23 protein-coding genes are annotated in these 22,388 nt (G+C 31.3%); 11 read left to right on the forward strand and 12 right to left on the reverse strand.

The features are described 5' to 3' along the window. Positions 1–79 precede the first annotated feature (79 nt). The 8 genes from rplM (at position 80) to G4L40_RS00320 (ending at position 8,079) form a co-directional block, all read left to right on the forward strand. Entirely contained in the window at positions 80–535 is a 456-nt protein-coding gene (gene rplM / locus G4L40_RS00285; RefSeq protein ID WP_166234867.1) for a 50S ribosomal protein L13, read from the forward strand. Next, positions 535–921 carry a 30S ribosomal protein S9 gene (rpsI, locus tag G4L40_RS00290; RefSeq protein ID WP_166234869.1) on the forward strand — a complete coding sequence of 129 codons (387 nt, stop codon included), beginning with the start codon at positions 535–537 and terminating at the stop codon, positions 919–921. The genes rplM and rpsI overlap by 1 nt, the downstream gene beginning before the upstream one ends. Before the next feature lie 173 nt (positions 922–1,094). Next, entirely contained in the window at positions 1,095–1,856 is a 762-nt protein-coding gene (rpsB, locus tag G4L40_RS00295; protein WP_166234871.1) for a 30S ribosomal protein S2, read from the forward strand. A 137-nt stretch (positions 1,857–1,993) separates the two neighbouring features. Next, positions 1,994–2,815: a translation elongation factor Ts gene (tsf, locus tag G4L40_RS00300; protein ID WP_166234873.1), complete on the forward strand. Its 822-nt coding sequence runs from the start codon at positions 1,994–1,996 to the stop codon at positions 2,813–2,815. A 106-nt stretch (positions 2,816–2,921) separates the two neighbouring features. Then, the gene (locus G4L40_RS00305) at positions 2,922–6,647 is read left to right on the forward strand and encodes a TraB/GumN family protein (RefSeq protein ID WP_166234875.1); all 3,726 of its coding nucleotides are present in this window, start codon (positions 2,922–2,924) and stop codon (positions 6,645–6,647) included. 6 nt (positions 6,648–6,653) lie between these two features. Beyond that, positions 6,654–7,313 carry a queuosine precursor transporter gene (locus G4L40_RS00310; protein WP_166234877.1) on the forward strand — a complete coding sequence of 220 codons (660 nt, stop codon included), beginning with the start codon at positions 6,654–6,656 and terminating at the stop codon, positions 7,311–7,313. After that, positions 7,303–7,863, forward strand: coding sequence for a DNA-3-methyladenine glycosylase I (locus G4L40_RS00315; protein ID WP_166234879.1), 561 nt, complete (start codon positions 7,303–7,305; stop codon positions 7,861–7,863). Before G4L40_RS00310 ends, G4L40_RS00315 begins: the two co-directional genes overlap by 11 nt. Before the next feature lie 3 nt (positions 7,864–7,866). Then, complete coding sequence (locus G4L40_RS00320; protein ID WP_166234881.1) at positions 7,867–8,079, forward strand: VF530 family protein; 213 nt, start codon at positions 7,867–7,869, stop codon at positions 8,077–8,079. On the opposite strand, the gene aat is transcribed toward G4L40_RS00320, so the two are convergent. The 3 genes from aat to G4L40_RS00335 form a co-directional block, all read right to left on the reverse strand. Next, positions 8,076–8,711 carry a leucyl/phenylalanyl-tRNA--protein transferase gene (gene aat, locus G4L40_RS00325; RefSeq protein ID WP_166234883.1) on the reverse strand — a complete coding sequence of 212 codons (636 nt, stop codon included), beginning with the start codon at positions 8,709–8,711 and terminating at the stop codon, positions 8,076–8,078. The genes G4L40_RS00320 and aat overlap by 4 nt on opposite strands. A 93-nt stretch (positions 8,712–8,804) precedes the next feature. Further along, positions 8,805–9,182 carry a DUF3127 domain-containing protein gene (locus tag G4L40_RS00330; protein ID WP_166234885.1) on the reverse strand — a complete coding sequence of 126 codons (378 nt, stop codon included), beginning with the start codon at positions 9,180–9,182 and terminating at the stop codon, positions 8,805–8,807. Between the two features lie 11 nt (positions 9,183–9,193). Further along, positions 9,194–10,069: a flavin reductase family protein gene (locus tag G4L40_RS00335; RefSeq protein WP_166234887.1), complete on the reverse strand. Its 876-nt coding sequence runs from the start codon at positions 10,067–10,069 to the stop codon at positions 9,194–9,196. Positions 10,070–10,175: 106 nt separating this feature from the next. Here G4L40_RS00335 and G4L40_RS00340 point away from each other — a divergent pair, with 106 nt between their 5' ends. After that, complete coding sequence (locus tag G4L40_RS00340) at positions 10,176–11,333, forward strand: sensor histidine kinase (RefSeq protein WP_166234889.1); 1,158 nt, start codon at positions 10,176–10,178, stop codon at positions 11,331–11,333. Here the strand turns inward: G4L40_RS00340 and G4L40_RS00345 are convergent. The 3 genes from G4L40_RS00345 to greA are packed head-to-tail and all read right to left on the reverse strand — an operon-like array spanning position 11,326 to position 13,406. Then, positions 11,326–12,495 (reverse strand): transglutaminase domain-containing protein, encoded by a 1,170-nt coding sequence (locus tag G4L40_RS00345; protein ID WP_166234891.1) that lies wholly within the window; start codon positions 12,493–12,495, stop codon positions 11,326–11,328. The genes G4L40_RS00340 and G4L40_RS00345 overlap by 8 nt on opposite strands. A 41-nt stretch (positions 12,496–12,536) precedes the next feature. After that, on the reverse strand, positions 12,537–12,926 hold the full coding sequence (locus tag G4L40_RS00350) for an HIT family protein (RefSeq protein ID WP_166234893.1): 390 nt from the start codon (positions 12,924–12,926) through the stop codon (positions 12,537–12,539). Positions 12,927–12,929: 3 nt separating this feature from the next. Continuing rightward, positions 12,930–13,406: a transcription elongation factor GreA gene (greA, locus tag G4L40_RS00355; protein ID WP_166234895.1), complete on the reverse strand. Its 477-nt coding sequence runs from the start codon at positions 13,404–13,406 to the stop codon at positions 12,930–12,932. 155 nt (positions 13,407–13,561) lie between these two features. Between greA and G4L40_RS00360 the strand changes: the two genes are divergently transcribed. Next, on the forward strand, positions 13,562–13,984 hold the full coding sequence (locus G4L40_RS00360; protein WP_166234897.1) for a Rieske (2Fe-2S) protein: 423 nt from the start codon (positions 13,562–13,564) through the stop codon (positions 13,982–13,984). A gap of 48 nt (positions 13,985–14,032) precedes the next feature. Here the strand turns inward: G4L40_RS00360 and G4L40_RS00365 are convergent, their stop codons facing one another. The 6 genes from G4L40_RS00365 to G4L40_RS00390 all read right to left on the reverse strand — a co-directional run bounded on the left by G4L40_RS00365 (position 14,033) and on the right by G4L40_RS00390 (position 20,918). Then, positions 14,033–16,219, reverse strand: a complete 2,187-nt coding sequence (locus G4L40_RS00365; protein ID WP_166234899.1) for a TonB-dependent receptor — start codon at positions 16,217–16,219, stop codon at positions 14,033–14,035. Positions 16,220–16,499: 280 nt separating this feature from the next. After that, positions 16,500–16,901, reverse strand: coding sequence for an alternative ribosome rescue aminoacyl-tRNA hydrolase ArfB (gene arfB, locus G4L40_RS00370; RefSeq protein WP_166234901.1), 402 nt, complete (start codon positions 16,899–16,901; stop codon positions 16,500–16,502). Further along, the gene (locus tag G4L40_RS00375) at positions 16,894–18,990 is read right to left on the reverse strand and encodes a DUF4301 family protein (protein WP_166234903.1); all 2,097 of its coding nucleotides are present in this window, start codon (positions 18,988–18,990) and stop codon (positions 16,894–16,896) included. Before G4L40_RS00375 ends, arfB begins: the two co-directional genes overlap by 8 nt. Further along, positions 18,951–19,571: a nicotinamide riboside transporter PnuC gene (pnuC, locus tag G4L40_RS00380; RefSeq protein WP_166234905.1), complete on the reverse strand. Its 621-nt coding sequence runs from the start codon at positions 19,569–19,571 to the stop codon at positions 18,951–18,953. Before pnuC ends, G4L40_RS00375 begins: the two co-directional genes overlap by 40 nt. Before the next feature lie 2 nt (positions 19,572–19,573). Beyond that, positions 19,574–20,287: a geranylgeranylglyceryl/heptaprenylglyceryl phosphate synthase gene (locus G4L40_RS00385; RefSeq protein ID WP_166234907.1), complete on the reverse strand. Its 714-nt coding sequence runs from the start codon at positions 20,285–20,287 to the stop codon at positions 19,574–19,576. A 4-nt stretch (positions 20,288–20,291) separates the two neighbouring features. After that, positions 20,292–20,918, reverse strand: a complete 627-nt coding sequence (locus tag G4L40_RS00390; RefSeq protein ID WP_166234908.1) for a 4'-phosphopantetheinyl transferase family protein — start codon at positions 20,916–20,918, stop codon at positions 20,292–20,294. A gap of 131 nt (positions 20,919–21,049) precedes the next feature. Here G4L40_RS00390 and ahcY point away from each other — a divergent pair, with 131 nt between their 5' ends. Then, on the forward strand, positions 21,050–22,366 hold the full coding sequence (gene ahcY / locus G4L40_RS00395; RefSeq protein WP_166234910.1) for an adenosylhomocysteinase: 1,317 nt from the start codon (positions 21,050–21,052) through the stop codon (positions 22,364–22,366). Positions 22,367–22,388: the final 22 nt, after the last annotated feature.

The following is a 22,388-nucleotide window of genomic DNA, read 5'->3' on the forward strand; positions in this document are numbered from 1 at the left end:
CTATTTGCAAATCTAATAATTAATTGTACTTTTGCACTCCCTTTATTGGGAATGGAATGTTTAATTTAAATTAATTATTGTGAACACATTAAGCTACAAAACAGTATCAGCAAACAAAACAACTGCAGACAAGCAGTGGATTGTTGTGGACGCTGAAGGGCATAACTTAGGTCGTTTATCTACAAAAGTAGCAATGCTTTTAAGAGGTAAATACAAACCAAGTTATACACCGCACGTTGATTGTGGAGATAACGTAATTGTTATCAACGCAGAAAAAATCAACCTTACTGGTAACAAGTTAGATGACAAAACGTACATCAGACACACAGGTTATCCAGGAGGTCAAAGAACTTTAACTGCTAAAGTAATGCAACAAAAAAACCCTGCATTATTAGTAGAAAAAGCTGTAAAAGGAATGTTACCTAAAAACAAATTAGGAGCACAACTTTTCAGAAATTTAAATGTAAATGTTGGTTCTGAGCACAAACATGCAGCTCAACAACCAAAAACAGTTAACCTAAACGATCTTAAGTAATGGGAGTTATTCACAAAATCGGTAGAAGAAAATGCGCTGTTGCACGTGTTTATGTTTCAGAAGGAACAGGAAAAATCACTGTAAACAAAAGAGAATTTAGTAACTACTTCCCAACTGCTACTTTACAGTACAAAGTAATGCAACCTCTTTCTATGACTGAGAACGCATCAAACTTTGACGTTAAAGTAAACGTTTATGGTGGTGGTTCAACAGGACAAGCAGAAGCTGTAAGAATGGCTATTGCTAGAGCAATGTGTGAAGTTGAGGCTGAAAACAGAGCTATCCTTAAACCAGAAGGATTACTAACAAGAGATCCAAGAATGGTAGAACGTAAAAAATTCGGTCAGAAAAAAGCACGTAAGAGATTCCAATTCTCAAAACGTTAATATTCGATATTTATCAGAATATATTTTCAGATTTATTTTTACAATTAAAATTGAATTAAAAACAAAGTTGTCGATATTCCTTGTAAAAAGGGAATTAGTTTAGCATCTAAATGAAGCCTAAAGCCAAAAGCCCAACGGAACATTGCTAATCACGGAACGTAAACTATTACACAATGGCAAACAAAATTGACGTTAAAGAGTTATTAGAAGCAGGTGTACATTTCGGACACATGACTCGTAAATGGGATCCAAATATGGCTCCTTACATTTATATGGAGCGTAATGGTATTCATATCATTAACTTATATAAAACTGCAGCTAAAATTGAAGAAGCTAATGAAGCTTTGAAAAAAATTGCTGCATCTGGTAGAAAAGTATTATTCGTTGCTACCAAAAAACAAGCGAAAGATATCGTTGCTGAAAAAGCAGCAGCTTGTAACATGCCTTACATCACAGAAAGATGGCCTGGTGGTATGTTAACAAACTTCGTTACTATCCGTAAAGCTGTTAAAAAAATGGCTTCTATTGATAGAATGAAAAAAGACGGTACTTTCTTAACTTTATCTAAAAAAGAAAGATTACAAGTAGATCGTTTACGTGCAAAATTAGAGAAAAACTTAGGTTCTATTGCTGACATGTCTAGACTTCCAGCAGCTCTATTTGTAGTAGACGTTAAAGCTGAGCACATCGCGATTAAAGAAGCTCAAAAATTAAACATTCCAGTTTTCGCAATGGTTGATACGAATTCGGACCCACGTCCAATTGATTTCGTTATCCCTGCAAATGACGATGCTTCTAAATCAATCGATAAAATTTTATCTTTAGTATCTGCTGCATTAGTAGAAGGTCTTTCTGATAGAAAAGTTGAAAAAGATGAATTACCAGCTAAAGAAGTAGAAGCTACTGAAGCTCCTGCAACTGAAACTGAAGCATAAATCAATTAATTCCAAGAATTAAATTCCAAATTCCAAACTTGTTCTAACTTTTAGTTAGCAATTTAGTAAAATTGGAATTTGGGATTTAGTAATTGGAATTTTTACTTTTATAAACAACAAATAAAAAAACATACAAAATGGCAAATATTACTGCTGCAGACGTAAATAAATTAAGAACTATCACTGGTGCCGGAATGATGGATTGCAAGAAAGCATTAGTGGAAGCAGAAGGAGATTTCGATTTAGCAATCGAAAACTTAAGAAAAAAAGGTCAAAAAGTTGCTGCTAATCGTTCAGATAGAGAATCTACTGAAGGTGCTGCTGTTGCTGTGGTTAACGCAGACAAAACAGCTGCTGTTGCAATCACATTAAACTGTGAAACTGACTTCGTAGGTAAAAACGAAGCTTTCGTAAAATTAGCAAACGATTTAGCTAATCAAGCTTTAAACTACACTACTAAAGACGAATTATTAGCTTCAGATTTTAACGGAATTACAGTTGCTGAAAAATTAATTGAGCAAACTGGAGTTATCGGTGAAAAAATTGAAATTGGTGCTTTTGAGCGTTTAGAAGGTGCATTCATTGGATCTTATATCCACGCTGGTAAAATTGCTACTTTAGTTGCTTTATCTGCAAATGTTGCTGGAGCTGATGAGGCTGCTAAAAACGTTGCAATGCAAGCTGCTGCAATGAACCCAATTGCTTTAAACGAAGCTGGTGTTGATGCTGCAATCATTGAAAAAGAAATTGAAATCGCTAAAGAGCAATTAAGAGCTGAAGGTAAACCAGAAGCAATGTTAGACAACATTTCTAAAGGAAAAATCCAACGTTTTTACAAAGACAATACTTTAGTAAATCAAGATTATATCAAAGATGGTTCTATGAGCGTTGCTGCTTATATAAAATCTGTTGATGCTAACTTAACTGTTACTGGATTTAGTAGAGTTGCTTTAGGATAATCTCTTTCTAAACAAAACATATAAACCTTAATTCTTTAACAGGAATTAAGGTTTTTTTATTTGCAAAAAAATGTATATTTGAAACAACTAAACAAAAATATTTACTTTGAAAAAAATTGCTCTTCTTTTAGTCCTGATTAGTTCATCTTTTTTTGCTCAAGAAAAAAAATACCAAAGTCTTCTGTGGGAAATTAGCGGAAATGGCTTACAAAAAAAATCATATGTTTATGGTTCAATGCACGTAAGCGATAAAGTTTCATATCACTTATCTGACGCATTTTTTACTCATTTACAAAATGCAGATATTATTGCCAATGAAAGCGAACCTAGAACTTGGACAGAACTATTTGACTTGTTTAGTTTCTATAGTAATTACGCAAATAGAGGTTCTTTTTACACAAATTTTTATATCAATCCATTAGAGAAAGATGATTTATATTCGTTGTTTAGAAGCACTAACTATAATTTAGAAAGCTTACTTACTCGAACAAATGAAATGAATAAAGAGTATCAAGAAGAAACCTATCTTGACATGTTTATTTATCGTACAGGAAGAAAATACAACAAAAAAACTGTTGGATTAGAAGACGTTAAAACATCTACGCTTAATATCATGAAAGCGCAAGCTAACATGGACCAAACAGAAGTTGATAAAAACCGTCAAGCAATTTTAAAACTTTTAAAAAATAAATCTTACGACGAAGCACTAACTGATTTCTACAGAGAAAAAGATTTAGATATGATTGACTCATTATCTAATTTAAGTTCTCCTCAAGCTTATTTAAAAGCTATGCTTTTTGACCGTAATATAGTGATGGTAAAAAGCATGGATTCAATCATGAAAACAGGAAGTTTATTTAGCGCAATTGGAGCGGCTCACCTTCCAGGTCAAAATGGTGTAATTGAATTACTTAGAAAAAAAGGATACACCGTAACACCAATTTTTGATGCATATACTGATAAAGGAAAAAACAGCAAAAAACAAATTGAAGAATATTTCACTAAACCTGAATTAAAAACCAAAACCACAGCTGATAAAACAATTTCAATTCCACTTTTTGAAGTTGTACTTGAAACTGGCGAGGATTTAGAATCTCCTGATTTAGTAAATGGTGGTTTTATAAATGTAAAAAGAAATGTTTTAAAAGATTTCTTAAACAAAAACAACAAAGCATTCAATCCAAAGACTTTAGATAGTTTATTTTATGAAAATATTCCAGGCGATATTTTAGAAAAAAAAGCGTATAAAGAAAAAAATTATTGGGTTTACGATATTAAGAACAAAACAAAAACTGGTAACGCTCAACACTATCGCTACTACATTACTCCACTAGAAATAATTGCAGTAATTATGGGTGGTGAAGGTGATTATGTGAGAAAATATGAGGAAGAAGTTTATTCAAAAATTATCATCAAATCTGGCAGTGAAAACTGGGAAACAATTACACCAAGAAAAGGAAACTTTGAAGTACAATTTCCAAGCTATTTATCATACAGTGGCAACAAAGAAAACCTAAAAGACAATACCGACATGTCTATCTTTGGCTATGAAGAAAAAGACAACTCTCATTATTTTTTACTAGAAAAAACATTACAAGAAAATGACAATTTAGAAGATTCTGAATTTGAATTAAAACGTATTCACTATGAATTTTATACACAACACGAAATAGATTCAACCGAAACAAAGTTTAATAAAGAACATTTTATCTTTACCTCTAAATCAAAATTAGGTGATAAAAAAATCGCGTTACAATCATTGCTTAAAGGAAACAAATATTATCTACTTGGTACAGTAAATGCGTCTGAAGCAAATACTTCGAAATTTTTCAATTCGTTCCAATTAAAACCTTCGATTGCAACCGAAGAATACAAAACTTATAGCGATTCTATAGCACATTTTTCTATAGAAATACCAAAAAAACAAAACGAACACTTAGACTTCTTAATTGAACGCGATTATAATATTGGCGCAAAGAAAAAGAATCACTTTGTTTCAAAAAATAAAAATTATCAATTTTTAGGTGCCAATGGATCAATCGTGGAATTGTCGTTTTATCAATACCACAAATATGAAACTGAAAAAAGCATAGATTCAATTTGGAAAGGTTATAAAAAACAAATCACAAAAGATTACAAAAACAATTATCTTGATGCAGGTCTAGATGATGTTGCTATTTCTGTAATAGATGCGGACATTTCATTAGACAAAGAAAATGACGCTTTAGATTATGCAATTTCTGATTGGGATGAAACTCTATTTGGAAAACAAGATGAAAAATTAACCATTTTATCTGAAAAAAAATCTGAAGACAAAAACAAAAAAACATACACTTTTGAGGCTTTAGTATCTAAAAAAGATTCTAAACAAGCTATCAAACACAAAGCTGTTTTTAAAGATGGTACATTTTATACCTTAAAAACACTAGTTGATAAAAACTACAATAACGATGATGCTTTTGTAGAAAAAACATTCAATTCTCTTACCCTTAAGGACACAACATTTACAGAAAGTGTATTTGATAATAAATTAGATTTATTTCTAACAGATGTAAGAAGCAAGCACGATAGTATTCGATATTCTGCTTTAAAATCTATTCACTATTTATCTGTTGAAAAAGAAGATTTACCAAAGTTTAAAACGTTCTTATCAACATTCAAATTTAAAGATGATGAAACAGAAATTTTAGGTGAATTATATGAGAAAATTGGTCGTATAAAATCTCCTGAAATCATCCCATATTTAGAAAGCATTTACAAAAAAGAAAATGTAAATACCGTAATTCAATTTGCTGTTTTAAGAGCATTAACATTCCAAGAGAGTAAAGAAGGTTACAAAAAAATTCAGGAATTATTAGAATATGATTTACCTATTTCGGACGACGAATACGAAATCACAAGCCTATTCCGCTATTTTGAAGATGATTTAGAAAACAGCCAAGTGTTATTTCCAGATATTTTTCAATTTTACAGCATCAAAGAATACCACACTCCAATTGTAGATTTTACAGATAATCTTTTAAAAGAAAATCTTGGAAATTCTAAAAAGCTTAAATCATTCAAAAAAATGATTTTAACCAATGCAAAACTAGAATATAAACGTTTATCAAGTTGGAAAAACAAACAAGACATAAAAGATGAAGATGAGGAAGATTATTATGAAGACATGTATGCGCCTTCTAGTGATTTTATAAGTTACATTCATATTTTGTATCCTTTTAAAAACGAAAAAGACATTGCTCAACTTTTTGAAAAAGCTGGAAAATTAGACATTGAAGAAGTAAATATAGCTTTCGCAAAAGTTCAATTAGAAAAAACGCACAATTTAGACGAAGCAACTGCAAACAGTATGATTGGCAATGAAAAAACAAAATTTGCCGCTTTTCAGATGCTATATCACACAAAACAGAATAGTTATTTAGAAAAATTTGACAATAATGCAATTGCTGAAGCGGCTATAATTTATTTTGAAAATATTGATGCGAAAAAAGATTCTATCTCATTTTATCAAACAAAAGATGTAGTTTATAACGGTAAAAAAATAACCTATTATTTCTTCAAAAAATTAAAAATTGACGAAGATGATTACAACACCAAGCAAGAAAAAGTCACTGGAATTGCATTTATAAATGATGGAAACAAATTAAATTTAAAAGGTTATTACAAACTTACACCAAAAACATTTTTAGAAGAAAAAGACATTAATCCAATCATAAATGCTGCTATTGACGAAAGTTTAAACAACAATCATTCAAGAGCTTTTCATGGAAAAATAAAAGACGCATTCCAGATGTATGATGAAGAAATGTACATGGAAGAAGGCGATTACTAAAAACAAATGTTTCAAAGAAAAAAAGACATCATTTACGTTGTATTAGCTGGTATTTTCATCACCAACGCATTAGTTGCGGAATTGATTGGCGGAAAATTAATTCATGTAGGTAACACCGTTATGAGCTTAGGCATTTTACCTTGGCCAATTGTTTTTATTACCACTGATTTAATCAATGAGTATTTTGGTGAAAAAGGAGTAAAAAAGCTGTCATTTATAACCGCTGGTCTAATTGCATATACTTTTTTTCTATTACTAATTGGACTTCAAATTCCTGCTGTAAAAGGCGATGGATTAATTTCAGACGAACAATTTAATGCCGTTTTTGGACAAAGCATGTGGATTATAGTGGGAAGTATAACCGCCTTTTTAGTTTCACAATTAATTGACGTTACTATTTTTCATTTTGTAAAAAATAGAACTGGAAAAAAAATGCTGTGGTTGAGAAGTACAGGTTCAACAATAATTTCTCAATTATTTGATAGTTTCATTGTATTAGGAATTGCCTTTTGGTTACCTGGGAAAATAAACGGAGAAACATTTGTAGCTTCTGCTTTCACAGGATATTCTGTTAAACTAGGAATTGCCATTTGTTTAACACCCTTTATTTACCTCGGACATTATTTAATTGACAATTATTTAGCTAAAGAAAAACATGGCAACTAAACATAGATGCGCTTGGTGCGAAAAAGACGATTTATACCGCGATTATCATGATAACGAATGGGGGAAACCAGTTTATGATGACGAAACTATTTTTGAATTTTTGATTTTAGAAACGTTTCAAGCTGGATTGAGTTGGTACACTGTTTTAGCTAAGAGAGAAAATTTTAGAAAAGCATTTGATGATTTCGACTTACTTAAAGTGGCTAATTATTCGGAAGAAAAAATGGCAACATTAGCAGAAAATGCAGGAATTATTAGAAACAAATTAAAGATTAAAGCAACGGTTTCCAATGCACAAGCATTTATAAAAGTGCAAGAAGAATTTGGAAGTTTCTCAAAATATATTTGGGGTTTTGTTGATGGAAAACCAATTGACAACCAACCAAAAAACTTAAGCGAGGTAAAAGCCACAAACCCAATTTCTGACGCTTTGAGTAAAGACATGAAAAAACGTGGATTCAAATTTGTAGGCTCAACTGTAATATATGCTCACATGCAAGCCACTGGCATGGTCAATGATCATGTGATAGATTGTTTCACAAGAAAATAAAAAATGAACAACGATCCACTTCACGGAAAAACCTTAAAAACAATTGTAGAACAATTAGTAGATTTCTATGGCTTCGATACGTTAGCCGAATTAATCAACATCAACTGTTTTAAAGAAAATCCATCCATAAATTCTAGTCTAAAATTTTTAAGAAAAACAGATTGGGCAAGAAAAAAAGTGGAGGAATTGTATGTAAGAACGTTGCCTAGGTTTTAAGCCTTCAACACCATCAAAAAATCTTCTCTATCAATTTCTACACATCCCAAACTCGCTAAATGATCATTATAAACTTGGCAATCTAACAAACGATAATTTGCCATCTCCAACTGTTTTGCTAAAGCAATAAAAGCCATTTTACTGGCATTTGACACTTTTGAAAACATACTTTCACCACAAAAAACATGACCTAAATCAATACCATACAAACCGCCAACTAGTTCCTCATTTTCCCAAACTTCAACACTTTTTGCAATACCTAATTTGTGTAAATTACAATACGCTTCCACCATATCATCTGTGATCCAAGTGCCTGGTTGGTCTTTTCTAGCTATTTTTTTACAATTAAGAATTACCTCTCTAAATGCGGTATTAAAAGTTACTTTAAATTTTTTCTGATTGATAACATTTCGCATGCTTTTCGAAATTTTTAAATCTTCAAAAAACAAAACCATTCGTTCTGACGGACTCCACCACAAAATAGGTTCGTCATCTTCAAACCATGGAAATATTCCTGAATTATATGCCAATACAAGTCTTTCTGGAGACAAATCGCCTCCAACCGCAACAATCCCTTCAGGCGAAGCTGTTTCTACTGATGGGAAATATAATTCTTGGGTTAAATAATACATCTCTTTAAATTTAGAATTCAGAAATTAGAATTTAGAAAAAGAAAAAGTCAGAAATTATAAAACTTCTGACTTCTAAATTCAAAATTCTAAATTTTAGAAAGGTAAATCGTCGTGTTCTTCTTCTTTGAAGTTTGTCGCAGGTTCAAAAGCTTCTGAAGCAGGCATTGGTGGCATTTGAGGTGCACTTGGTGCTTCTGCTTGTACTTTTTCAATTCTCCAACCTTGGATAGAGTTAAAAAACTTGGTTTCTCCTTGTGGATTAACCCATTCTCTTCCTCTCAAATTGATAGAAACTTTTACTTGTTCACCAACATTATAATTGTTTAACAAATCGGTTTTGTCTTGTGCAAACTCAATCAAAATGTGTTGAGGATATTGCTCTTCTGTAGTTACTACAAGCTCTCTTTTTTTGAAAGAAGCACTAACTTGTTGTACAGGATTAATTAATCTTACTCTTCCTAAAACTTCCATAATACTTAAATTTATTTTTTTGCTAATAATAATTTCCAAGCGTCAATAGCTCTTCCATTATCTACATATTCTTTTGCTTTTTGAAATTTTGTATCCATATCATCCGCACTTAAAACCGCTTTGACTTCAAAATTTTCTTTTACAAATATAGCAATTTCTTCTTCGGTTGGAATATTTTCTATGTTACCTAATTTCCCTAAATCATTTCCATCAAAATATGAACTTTCCTTAATGAAATCAGGAATCATATCCACTCCTATTCCTAAAGTCGTCAATGGTTTTTCAACTTCAAACATACCTAGATTGGAACGACTGTACCAATTGCCTCCCATTCGGGCAACCAAATCAATTTTGTATTGGTCAATCATTCCGTTTGCATCTAAAATAGCTTCGTTGATATGAATTTTTACTACTTCACAAATTACCAAATTTCCTGCTCCGCCTTGGTCACCTAATGCAATTACATCATTAATCTTACACTCAAATTGCACCGGACTTTCAGCTACACGAAATGGTTTTACTTTATCTGATTTTAGCATTGTAAATCCAGCCTTTTCAAACTCATTTACACCATTTGGATATTCTGTACTTGATAACGACATTTGTTGCACAATGTCATAATTCACTACATTAATCACTACTTCTTTTGTGTTTTGAGCATTAATTAATGTGTGCTTTGTAGTATTATCACGCACACGTCTTGCTGGTGAAAAAATCAAAATCGGTGGATTTGAACTGAATACATTAAAGAAACTAAAAGGCGATAAATTTGGATTTCCATTACTATCCATAGTACTGGCAAAAGCGATGGGTCTTGGCGCAACTGCACTTTGTAAATATCCTTGTAATTTTGCTGGTGCTATTTCTTTTGGATCGATGCTTAACATACTGAAACTATTTTTTACAAAGATAACAAACAATTACAAGTTCAATTACAAGAACAAGTATCAAATTTAAAATGGTTTTTAGTATTTTTACATCAAATCTTGATACATGCAGTTTTCAGAAAGGCGAAATATTACCCGTTGGTTTATCATTATTGCTTCCTTTTTCATTGTAATCTTAATACTTTGGAATACCTATAACTTTTTCCAGATTTTTAAAACCGAAGAGCGAGCTAAAATGGAATTTTGGGCTACAGCTCAAAAAACACTAGCCAACGCAAACGAGAATACGGACATTGAATTGCCATTTCAAATAATCAGCAACAACACTTCTATACCGATGATTGTTACTGATAGTAATGAAAAAATCATCAGTCACAATAACATTGCAGAAACAATCACAAAAGATAGTATTGCTTTAAAAAACTATTTTAATTCAATAAAAAACGACAATCAACCTATAAAAATGGAGCTTTCCAACAAGAACTATCAATTAGTTTATTATGGAAATTCACCTTTATTAAACAAGTTGAAATATTATCCTGTTGCATTATTATTGATTATTATTTTGTTTGGTGCTGTGGTTTATAATTTTTATAAAGCCACCAAAATGGCTACACAAAATAAACTTTGGGCTGGAATGGCAAAGGAAACAGCACATCAGATTGGCACACCTTTATCTTCATTAATTGGTTGGTTAGAAATTTTAAAATTAGAAAATATTGAAGAAAGTACTGTTACCGAAATCGAAAAAGACATCAACAGATTACAAACCATAACCGATCGTTTTTCAAAAATTGGAAGCGAACCAGCATTAGAAAATCGAAACATTATTGAAGACACGAAACATACGGTCGATTACTTACAATCTAGGGTTTCAAAGCAAGTTGTTTTTAGCTTTTCGGCACCTGATCATCCTATTCTTGTAGCAATAAACCCTGCGCTACATAGCTGGACTATTGAAAATTTGGTCAAAAATGCTATTGACGCTATGAAAGGCAAGGGACATTTAGATATCAATATTGCGGAGTTAGAAAATGTAGTTAAAATTAAAATTACCGATACCGGCAAAGGAATTCCGAAGAATCAATTTAGTAAAGTTTTTGAGCCTGGATTTACCACTAAAAAACGAGGTTGGGGATTAGGACTATCGTTAACAAAACGAATTGTTCAAGAGTATCACAAAGGAAGGATAAAAGTAGCTCATTCTGAAATAGGCAAAGGAACTACCATGCAAATGAGTTTTAAGAAAGTCAAAATTATTTAATTGGAAGTCCAAACCAAGTAACGGTTCTAAACATTTTTTTTCTTTCTTTTTTGCTTTTTGATATATATTCTTTTACAAAATTATATTGCTCTTGTGCTTGTTTAACTGTTTCGGAAATTGAACCTCTTAATGAATTATAAGTTGATGCGTTTTCTTTCCCTATGCTTCCTAAAACAAAAAACTCTTTCTGAACATTTTCTAAACGTTCTTTTGGAGTTTGAATCATTTCTAAAAGAATTGTGTCTGAATACAATGGTGTAAATTCTTTATTTCTGTAAATTATAAAATCGTTCAATAACACAATGGCTACGTTGTATTCTTCAACAATTTCATTGAATTTTTCAACGTTATTATTCATTCTTGAAACATTAAATACACTTTTCATGTAATTATATTGTTCCAAAATTAAATCGTTTAAAATCTCATTTTCTTGAATTCTTTCTGAACTTTCAAATGCTTTATCAACTTCTGATAATTTTAAGTAGTTGTCAATTTCTAGCTGATAATCAAAATTTATTTTGGGTTTTCCATCAAAAGATTTTCCGTTATAAAATTCGCGATTAGTAATAGGCTCTTTTGTGAATTGCCACAAATAATCAAAAGGCATGTGCGATAAAATTGCTATTGAAGGTAACATTTTAAAATGCTTAGAAACTATATTTCGGACAAACTTTTCGTTTTTTACATAACCTGAATCCCAAGTTGGATCAAACACATACCAATTTTTATCTTGCATCTTAATAGCACACCAAGCATGTGATAATTTACCAATCTGATTATTTTGCTTTGTATAACCTGTTACTATTTGGCATTGATAACCTAATTTATCTATTATAGCTTTAAAAAATTTAGCATAATGAATACAAACCCCTTTCTTTGTTGAAATGGTTTTTGTAACGAAATCTTCATCGCTACTAAATAATTCTGTAGAAAAATTGTGAGTAACGTCATAAGAAACAGTTGAAATCACATAAAAATAAGCTGCTTTTATTTGCAGTTCTTCGCCTTTAAAATTTGCTTGAATATAACTTGCAATTTCCTGCGCTGAATTTGTTTGCAGTTCAGGTATTAGGCGCATTTGCTTTTCAACGGATGCGTAAATACTTTTAACTTGTGAAAAAAGAATGGTTTGAAAAAATAAAAGACTAATTATGTATTTCATGGCTATGTTTAAACAAAAAAACACCGAAAAGGTGCTTTTTATTATAAATTAGAAGCAATTTGCTTCGCTAATTCTTGAAACTCTTCAGCTGATAAACTTGTTTTTCGTTGAAAACGCATATCATCCATATCTTGAAGCGGAATTAAATGTACATGAACATGAGGCACTTCTAATCCTACAACTGCCATACCAATACGTTTGCACTCAACCGATTTTTCAACTGCTTTTGCAATTTTTCTTGAAAACCTCATCAATCCTAAATAATGCTCTTCTTCCATATCAAAGATTTTATTAATCTCTTGTTTTGGAATACAAAGTGTATGTCCTTTTGCATTTGGATTTACATCTAAAAAAGCTAAATAATTATCATCTTCAGCTATTTTATAACATGGAATTTCTCCATTCACTATTTTAGTAAAAATACTAGACATAATTTAGTCTCTTGTAATTTCTAATACTTCAAATTTTAACACACCGTTTGGCACATTAATTTCGGCAATTTCTCCAACAGATTTACCAAGTAAACCTTTTCCGATAGGAGACGTTACTGAAATTTTACCAGTTTTTAAATCTGCTTCACTTTCTGCAACCAAAGTATAAGTCATTTCCATACCATTGGTTTGGTTTTTAATTTTCACTTTAGACAAAACCAAAGCTTTCGATAAATCTAATTGTGATTCATCAATTAAACGTGCATTAGAAACAATTTCTTCCATTTTAGAAATTCTCATTTCAAGTAAACCTTGTGCTTCTTTTGCTGCATCATATTCAGCATTTTCAGACAAATCACCTTTGTCTCTTGCATCTGCAATGGCTTGTGATGCTTTTGGACGTTCTATACTTTTAAGTTGTTCTAATTCTTCTCTTAATTTTTTTAATCCTTCAGCGGTGTAATAAGATACTGTACTCATAACTTCATCGTTTATATAAATAGAAAAAATCCCACCTGATGGGATTCCTTTTCACAAAGATAGTAATTTATTTTTAATATTAATTTATGACATTGTTTAATGTATGTCAAAAGTAATTAATTAAATTTGTTTTACAATTGATATCTAATAATTCTATGAAAAAATATATTTTACTGGTTTTAGTCGCCGTTTTTTTTAGTTGTGATAAGGAGAATTTCAACAACAAAAACCCTTATTTGCCAAATTATGCTTTTACATATAACATTAACATGAACTTGCCGCAATACAACAGTTTAAAATTTCCAAGTAATGCTGTTTATATTAATGCTGGAAATACAGGGGTGAGAGGTGTTTTTGTTTTTAATACAGGTAGTGGCTATGTTGCTTTTGATGCCGCTTGCCCTAATCAAGCCTTAAGCAGTTGTTCTACCATGACTTTGAATGGAATTAATGCTATTTGTCCTTGTGATGATGTTTCTTATAGTTTGTTTTCTGGTCAAGCATCAGGCATGGAATATCCTATGAAGCAATATAGAGTAGAACAGTTAGACGATTTTAATTTACGTGTTTACAATTAAAAAAAAGCCTGAAAGCATAACTTTCAGGCTTTTTTTATTGTTTATTTTCTAAAAATTTAAGCTAGCTCCTACAAGAAAATTAATTCCTGCTTGTGGATAATATCCTGTTCCTTCTATTGTGGTTGGTGTTGGTCCAGACCAAGTATCATCATAGGTATAGAAATAACCATTTGATTCATACTCTAAATCGAAAATATTATTCACTAATCCTGAAAAAACAATTGACTTGATTGTTTTATTAAGTTTCCATTCATAGTTTATATTCAAATCGCTAACAAAATAAGCATCTAATTTTGATTTTTCTGAATCGATATTTCCCATGTATTGCTCGCTTACAAATTTGGATAAAACCGAAATCTGAAAATTGTTAATTGGTATGAAAGTCAGACGATTTCCTAGAATTAAATTTGGAGAAAAAGCAATATCTGTATCACCTAAGTTTTGCAAAATTCCATCTCGTTGAAAGTAGAAATCTTGATTTTTATTTTGACTAACCGTTACATTTGGATTCAAAATTAATTGCTTTGTAATGACAATAGAAGATTCAACTTCCAATCCTACTCTATAACTTTTTCCACTATTGGTAAAAACTGGCGAGCCTACATCGTTCAAAGCTCCTGTTAAAACCAATTGGTCTTTGTAGTTCATATAAAATGCATTTGCATTCACTTTTAATTTCTTAGAATTATATTTCCAGCCTAATTCATAATCCAACAAACGTTCAGGTTTTACGCTTCCGTTTTCATAATCATCACGTCTTGGCTCTTTGTTTGCTATTCCAAAATAACCATAAAATGAATTTTTATTATTCAATTGATAGCTTAAACCCGCTTTTGGATTAAAGAATCGAAATGTATCATTTACATCAGAAAACTTAACACTTGTTGCTTCATAAAACACCATTCGGTATTGTAAATCTGTAAATAAATTCAGCTTGTTTATAATATTGTATGATGCTTTGGTATAGAAATTTATATCGTCTTTATTTCCAAAATTATCATAATATGTATTTGCATTTGGCACGTAATATTGCGTCCAAATTACTTCTCCAAAATGTTTTCCTAAATAACGATTTGCTGCTCCACCAAATAAAAAATCTGTTTTCAAAGTTTTATAATTTAATGAAAAAGTAGTTCCAAAAAAATCATTGTCTAACCAACGTTTTCTAACTAAATCTGAAATTGAATTTCCTCCAAAATCGGGTAAATCATAATCGGCTAATGTTTCATCTTCTTTATATTGCTCAAAATATCCTTTCCCAATGGTGTAATGCAATGCCGCATTTGAAATCCAGTTTTCCGACCATTTTTCTGTCCAATGCAACTGAAAATGATTTTGCCAATAATTATCGGTTTCATTATCATAGAATTGTACATTCCCAAATTCGTCTGTATACATTCCTGCCGGATTGAATGTGCGGTCGTTTTCTAATTTATCAACATCTTCAATACCATACCATGCTTGATAGGTTTTTTCTTTTCCTCCAAAAGCTAAAAATTTTATTTGTGATTTCTCGGTAATATAATTTGCATTAAAAAAATAGCCAAACATATTAGATGAAGCTCTATCAATAAATCCTTCGGATACAATATTTGAAATACGTGCGTTCATTTCAAAATGATTATGCAAACCTGTTCCAAAAGCTAAAGTATGTTTTCGGGTTCCAAAACTTCCTACAGAATTTGAAACCTCAGCATAGGCTTTTTCTTGAAACGATTTAGTTTGCATGTTTAAACTCGCACCAAAAGCTCCGGCTCCGTTTGTTGAAGTTCCTACTCCACGCTGTAACTGAACACTTTCTAATGAAGAAGCAAAATCGGGTAGATTCACAAAAAATGTCCCTTGACTTTCACTATCATTAAAAGGAACTCCATTCAAAGTAACGTTGATTCGAGAACCATCTGAACCACGAACCCTCATGTAAGTATACCCTACCCCATTTCCAGCATCCGTTGTGGTAACTACTGAAGGCAAATATTGCAATAAAACAGGAATATCTTGACCTAGATTTCTTGGTGAAATTTCTTTTACAGAAACATTAGAATGTGTAATTGGGTTTTGGCCTTTTGCCCTAACAGAAGAAACCATGACTTCCTTCAATTCGGTTGTTTTTGTAGTGTCTTTTTGAATTTCTTGAGAAAAAGAAAATAGAAAATAGAAAATAAATGATAGACTTAAATAAGTCTTTGTACTTCGCACTTTGTGCCTTGTACTTTTTTGAGATAAAGTTTTCATTCGTAAAATAGTTACGAATAAAAGGGGCAATTACTCTTGGTTAAAAATTAAATTTGATACTCTTTGACACTAATAAACGTGCACTTTTATTACTGTCAATTCCCTAAACAGCATTACCTGTTCTAGGTTCTATGGGTATGATCTCAGCTCGATATTTTGAGCACCCCTTTGAGACGTCGCAAAGATATTAAATAAAAAATCAATTTCAAGTACAAAATCAATTTCAAACATTTTTCTTTACACTGATTATTTTTTGAATTTGAAATTGTTCTTGTCTTTTTTAAAAATTAGGTTTCTTTCTGTTTTCTTTAATAGAAGCGGTCGACTTTTTTTGTTGTAAACGTTTTTCTTTAACTGCTTTCGGAATTTTAGTTTCTTTTCGCTCTTTAGAAATTTTTAAACCGTTTTCAATGACTTTCAAGAATTTTTTAACCGCTACTTCTTTATTCTTGAGTTGGCTTCTATCTTCTTCGCTTGTAAGAATAAGAATATTTTCTTGCGTTAATTTAGTTGAAATTTTAGCTAGTAAAAGTTCTTTTTCTTCTTGAGTTAAACCCAAAGAGTTGACTAAATCAAAACTCAAAACCACTTTAGAAGACACTTTATTTACGTTTTGACCACCTGCTCCACTACTTCTAACGGCTTTAAATTTCAGTTCAGAAAGTAAAACTTCTTTATCCATTATTTTCGGGTTGATGCGCTGGCTTTAATAAATCATTTACAGTTTTAACAGGGTTAAAAGTAACCAATGGAACTTCAACAAAAAGCGTTAACCATTTTGCCATAGCACCATTCCACAGCCCAGGCAATTCGTAGGCTTTATATGGTTTCCCATTTTTGTTTTTTGAAACAATGAAGCCTGCATTTTCATCTACAAATTGTGTCAAATCAAACTTCTCACCTTTGTAATTCTTAACACCACAGACTAAATCAACCGGATTAAAATGTGTGGCCTCATTTACAATTTGTATTTGTTTTTCGTTATTTAAATCAATCTGAGATGTTTCAACAATTTGCAAGGAAATTTTTCCGTTTTCATCTTTTATCCAAAAAGGGCCTCCTCCAGGTTCTCCTTCATTTTTAACCATTCCACACACGCGAATTGGTCGATTTAATTCGTTAAATAAATACTGAATTTGAAACGATTTTTTATACATTTCAAAATCATTTGAAAAAATAATATGCAACTGTTTTTGTGCAAACAATTTAATTTCGTTTACTTTTTCAATTGAAACAGATTCGTTTTCTAATTCGTGCAAAAAAGTAAAAATTTGCTGTTGTAATTTGAATAAAATTCCACCTAAAAGTTTTTTATATTTTACAATATCAACTATATGATTTTGAGACACATTATCAATATTTTTTATAAAAATCATATCTGATGAAAGTTGGTTCAAATTTTCAATCAAAGCTCCATGACCACCTGGACGAAAAACCAACTCACCTCTATCGTTTCTAAAAGGAGTATTGTCGTTATTAACTGCTAAAGTATCTGTTGTTTCTTGTTGAAATGAAAAGGTAACTTCGACATTTTCGTGTAGTTTTGTAATTTCCTCAAATGAAGATTGATGTTCTGGTGAAACGGTAAAATGAATTTTTGATTTTCTATTAGGTACTTCATAGAAAATCGATTCTTTTATATGCTCTTCAATGGGAGAAACTATTTTATCTTCTTTTTGATGAAAAGGTAAGATTCCTTTTGGCTTGTTTGCAAAATCAAAATGCTCTTTTGAAAGCAATGTTTTTATTAAAAGATAGTTTCGTTCTTCACGTTCTTTTTGAAAATAATCTGGGTAAAATTCTATCGTTTTTAGTTTTAACTCTGGATAAAATGGAAAACTTTTTAATCCTACTAAAAAAACCGATAATTCAGTACACTTATTATGATTTATGTATGAATTGATTGTATCATTTTCTACATCAAATTCATTGATAAATTCTGACAAAAACTTAAACATTCGGCTCGCAGCTCCAGAAGCGGGAACAAACTTTTGAATGTCTAAATTTTGTTTATTTTCGTCGAAAAAATGAATATAATTTTTAATTTCTTCTTCAGAATATGTCGAAATTCCATCGTTTTTTACTGCAGAACGCACTAAATTTACTTTAGCAATTCCGTCTTTAAAAAACTGTAATTGTTTTTGAATCGTTTCTACGGGTATTTTCTTTTGGTATATTGCCACATAATCCGATGGAGTAAAGCCCAATTGTTTAGCAAGAACCAATTCATCTATAATTTTTACTGCTTTTTCAAATCTTGATGCAACATCACCCTTAAGTTTAATATACGGATTTCTATTAGCAATTATTGCTTTTTTGAATGTTCCAAATGTAATTTCTCTATCATCTGGGCTATCGCGTAAATCGTCTGCTTCCCAGGGCACATCGATATTAGTAAGAAAGATTAAATCATACTCATGTTCTCGTGCTGCTTGTTCTAAATTTGCATCACATCTATTGTAATAAATGTCTGAAAAAACTTTGGTAACCAATAAATTCGTATCGCAAAACAAGAATTTTTTGGCTTTTAAAACCGCCTCATTTTCTAATTTTACTTGACCAATTGCGATAGGAATTAAATCTTCTTCTGTACAAATTTCTTTGTTTTTATCCCATTTTTCTTGTAAAAAGTCGCGAGCAAATTCTGGAATCCACTCGTCATTGTAATGTGCGGCTAATTGTTTTGAAAGTGTAGTTTTACCCGTGCTTTCTGGGCCATACATTGCAATTTTTATGATGCTTGTAGGTAGCTGTTTAAAGTTTTCTTCCATTGTAAATAAGCCATAACGGCTAAAATTGTAAAAATCAAGTATTGCAACGACAGCATTCCTAAGCCTCTATGAGCAAATAAAGGAACTGCGATACAATCTCCTATAATCCATAATGTCCAACTCTCTAATTTTTTCAAAGCCATATACCACATGGCTGTAAAAAATATTCCAGATGTAAAAATATCAATATAATTAGGAATTTCAAGTTTGTAATCAAAAAAAACATAGACTAAATACGTGACAATCATTGTAAATACAAACAATCCAAAACCTATTACCTTTTCTTTGGTCGTTGTTCTTGAAATTAACAAATCGGGTTCGGTTGATTTTGTTGTCCATTTATACCACCCATAAATGCTCATTATCGAATAATAAAAATTCATAGTCATATCACCAAAATATTTTGCTTGATACAACAAATAAACTGTAATAACAGTTGAAATCAAACCCGTTGGATACACCCAAATATTTTCTTTTTTAGCAAAATAAACACTCAAAATCCCAAATACAAAAGCCACAAACTCTAATGAAATTTGCATATATGAAGCTTCTTTATATTGATTGATTAAAAAATCGAGCATGATTATAAATTAAAAAAGTTGGTGTCATTTTCAAAAGCAGTTCCAATCACAACCAAATCAGCTCCAGCATTATACACTTCTTGAATGGTTTTCATTGAACGAATTCCACCACCTACAATCAATGGAATTTTTATATTTTGAGCTACGTAGCGAATCATTTCTAACGAAACATGCTGATTAGCGCCACTTCCAGCTTCTAAATATATTAACTTTTTACCTAAAAACTCACCTGCTTTTGCGGTTTTGTATGCCAAATCAACATTATCTTGCTCAATAGGTAAGGTTTGACTTACGCGTTGAACAGCAGTTTCTTTTCCTCCGTCTATTAGCAAATAACCTGTTGGAATAATTTCTAAATTAGATTTTGCCAATATATCTACCGAATTGATGTGATGTTCAATCAAGTATTCTGGATTTCTGCCTGAAAGCAAACTTAAAAATAGAATGCCGTCAGCTTCATTAGAAATTTGGGAAGGATGTCCAGGAAAAATTAGAATCGGTAACTTAGTTGTGGTTTTAATAATTGAAATGAGTTCGTCTAAATGCGCTCCGCTAAAAGTACTTCCACCCACAAAAACATGTGTGGCTGGTGATTTTATTATTTTTTTTGACAAATCAAAACATTCTTTAATTGTAACCTTTTCAGGATCAATTAAAATAGCCAATAATTTTTTATTTTCTTTTTTGGCTTGAACTATATCTTGATAAATTGCCATTTTTTCAATTAGGGATTGCGCAGACAAAGATATAATCTTCTACAGAATAAAAATGAATATTAAACTTTTCTATTTGCTTATTAAATTTTAACTCAGCAGCACATGTAGCATCAGATAAGTCAAATTCATCTTCGAAAATATGATTAGGAAAACTTATTCCTTTTTCGTTTTTTATTTTAAATATTGCTTCTTTTATTCCCCAAACAACTGTTGCTTTTTGTAATTGTTGTTCTTTAGAAATATTTGCTAAATGTTTAATATTCATAAATCTAGGTGCGATTTTCAAAGTTTTTTCTTTGAGTTTTTCTAAATCAATTCCCATCAATTCATCACTAATACAAATACATGAAAATTCATGCGAATGCGAAATAGAGATGTTTTTTTCATCACTCAAATGCGGTTTTCCGGCTTCATCATATGTTAAATCATAATCGGTATAACCCAAATGTTGTAGTAACATTCGAACGGCTAAAAATCCTCTTTGATGGGCTGATGATTTCATCCCTTCTAAACGAAAAAGTGATGTATCTTTTAACGAAACGGCTCTAAATAACGAAGTTACGTCTTCGGTGATATGCCAAAAGTACGCCGTTGTGGTTTCGGTAATATGAATAATTTTATGTAAAGGCATTTATATTTTGTTGTTTTTCAAACCATTAGAAAGCTAAACAATTCACAAATTAATAGAATTCTTTGAAAAAATAAAAAGTTATTTTGTAATTTTGCGCTCTAATTTTTAGAATATACAAATATACATAATAGATGAGTACACAAACATTACCTTATGTAGCTTATAAAGTGAAAGATATTTCACTTGCAGCTTGGGGAAGAAAAGAGATTGAATTAGCTGAAGCTGAAATGCCAGGATTAATGGCATTAAGAGAAGAATATGGAACTAGCCAACCTTTAAAAGGCGCTAGAATTGCTGGATGCCTTCACATGACGATTCAAACTGCTGTTTTAATCGAAACTTTAATTGCTTTAGGTGCAGAAGTTACTTGGTCTTCTTGTAACATTTTCTCAACTCAAGATCAAGCTGCTGCTGCTATTGCTGCTGCTGGAATTCAGGTTTATGCATGGAAAGGTTTGAATGAAGAAGATTTCGATTGGTGTATTGAGCAAACTTTATTCTTTGGTGAAGACAGAAAACCATTGAACATGATTTTAGATGATGGTGGAGATTTAACTAATATGGTTATCGACCGTTACCCAGAATTAGTGGCTGGAATCAAAGGTTTATCGGAAGAAACAACAACTGGAGTTCACCGTTTATATGAAAGAGTAAAAGCTGGAACTTTACCAATGCCTGCAATTAACGTAAATGATTCAGTTACAAAATCTAAATTTGATAACAAATACGGATGTAAAGAATCTGCAGTTGATGCTATTCGTCGTGCAACTGATGTTATGTTAGCTGGAAAAAGAGTTGTGGTTTGTGGATATGGTGACGTTGGAAAAGGAACTGCGGCTTCTTTCCGTGGAGCTGGTTCTATTGTAACTGTTACTGAAATTGATCCAATTTGTGCTTTACAAGCAGCTATGGACGGTTTTGAAGTGAAAAAATTAGATACAGTTATCAAAACTGCTGATATCATTATTACTACAACTGGAAATAAAGACATCGTTTTAGGTTCTCACTTTGAGCAAATGAAAGATAAAACTATCGTTTGTAACATTGGACACTTCGATAACGAAATTGACATGGCTTGGTTAAATAAAAACTTTGGTCACACTAAAAACGAAGTTAAACCACAAGTTGATATTTACAACGTAAACGGTAAAGACATCATCATTTTGGCAGAAGGTCGTTTAGTAAACTTAGGTTGTGCAACAGGTCACCCAAGTTTTGTAATGTCAAATTCATTTACTAACCAAACGTTAGCTCAAATAGAATTATGGAATAACAGTGCTGCATACAACAATGACGTTTATATGTTACCAAAACATTTAGATGAAAAAGTAGCGATGTTACATTTAGCTAAATTAGGAGTTGAATTAGAAACGTTACGTCCAGACCAAGCAGAATACATTGGTGTAGAAGTACAAGGCCCATTCAAACCTGAGTATTACAGATATTAATCTTTAGTGAAAATCGATTAGT

The sequence above is a fragment of the Flavobacterium celericrescens genome (assembly GCF_011392075.1).
In the GTDB taxonomy this organism is placed as follows: domain Bacteria; phylum Bacteroidota; class Bacteroidia; order Flavobacteriales; family Flavobacteriaceae; genus Flavobacterium; species Flavobacterium celericrescens.

What these genes read in the sequence shown, in the direction of transcription:
- rpsI (WP_166234869.1), top strand. Translation starts at nt 535, where the DNA reads ATGGGAGTTATTCACAAAATCGGTAGAAGAAAATGCGCTGTTGCACGT.
- rpsB (WP_166234871.1), top strand. Translation starts at nt 1,095, where the DNA reads ATGGCAAACAAAATTGACGTTAAAGAGTTATTAGAAGCAGGTGTACAT.
- tsf (WP_166234873.1), top strand. Translation starts at nt 1,994, where the DNA reads ATGGCAAATATTACTGCTGCAGACGTAAATAAATTAAGAACTATCACT.
- G4L40_RS00310 (WP_166234877.1), top strand. Translation starts at nt 6,654, where the DNA reads ATGTTTCAAAGAAAAAAAGACATCATTTACGTTGTATTAGCTGGTATT.
- G4L40_RS00315 (WP_166234879.1), top strand. Translation starts at nt 7,303, where the DNA reads ATGGCAACTAAACATAGATGCGCTTGGTGCGAAAAAGACGATTTATAC.
- G4L40_RS00320 (WP_166234881.1), top strand. Translation starts at nt 7,867, where the DNA reads ATGAACAACGATCCACTTCACGGAAAAACCTTAAAAACAATTGTAGAA.
- aat (WP_166234883.1), bottom strand. Translation starts at nt 8,711, where the DNA reads ATGTATTATTTAACCCAAGAATTATATTTCCCATCAGTAGAAACAGCT.
- G4L40_RS00330 (WP_166234885.1), bottom strand. Translation starts at nt 9,182, where the DNA reads ATGGAAGTTTTAGGAAGAGTAAGATTAATTAATCCTGTACAACAAGTT.
- G4L40_RS00335 (WP_166234887.1), bottom strand. Translation starts at nt 10,069, where the DNA reads ATGTTAAGCATCGATCCAAAAGAAATAGCACCAGCAAAATTACAAGGA.
- G4L40_RS00340 (WP_166234889.1), top strand. Translation starts at nt 10,176, where the DNA reads ATGCAGTTTTCAGAAAGGCGAAATATTACCCGTTGGTTTATCATTATT.
- G4L40_RS00345 (WP_166234891.1), bottom strand. Translation starts at nt 12,495, where the DNA reads ATGAAATACATAATTAGTCTTTTATTTTTTCAAACCATTCTTTTTTCA.
- G4L40_RS00350 (WP_166234893.1), bottom strand. Translation starts at nt 12,926, where the DNA reads ATGTCTAGTATTTTTACTAAAATAGTGAATGGAGAAATTCCATGTTAT.
- greA (WP_166234895.1), bottom strand. Translation starts at nt 13,406, where the DNA reads ATGAGTACAGTATCTTATTACACCGCTGAAGGATTAAAAAAATTAAGA.
- G4L40_RS00360 (WP_166234897.1), top strand. Translation starts at nt 13,562, where the DNA reads ATGAAAAAATATATTTTACTGGTTTTAGTCGCCGTTTTTTTTAGTTGT.
- G4L40_RS00365 (WP_166234899.1), bottom strand. Translation starts at nt 16,219, where the DNA reads ATGAAAACTTTATCTCAAAAAAGTACAAGGCACAAAGTGCGAAGTACA.
- arfB (WP_166234901.1), bottom strand. Translation starts at nt 16,901, where the DNA reads ATGGATAAAGAAGTTTTACTTTCTGAACTGAAATTTAAAGCCGTTAGA.
- G4L40_RS00375 (WP_166234903.1), bottom strand. Translation starts at nt 18,990, where the DNA reads ATGGAAGAAAACTTTAAACAGCTACCTACAAGCATCATAAAAATTGCA.
- pnuC (WP_166234905.1), bottom strand. Translation starts at nt 19,571, where the DNA reads ATGCTCGATTTTTTAATCAATCAATATAAAGAAGCTTCATATATGCAA.
- G4L40_RS00385 (WP_166234907.1), bottom strand. Translation starts at nt 20,287, where the DNA reads ATGGCAATTTATCAAGATATAGTTCAAGCCAAAAAAGAAAATAAAAAA.
- G4L40_RS00390 (WP_166234908.1), bottom strand. Translation starts at nt 20,918, where the DNA reads ATGCCTTTACATAAAATTATTCATATTACCGAAACCACAACGGCGTAC.
- ahcY (WP_166234910.1), top strand. Translation starts at nt 21,050, where the DNA reads ATGAGTACACAAACATTACCTTATGTAGCTTATAAAGTGAAAGATATT.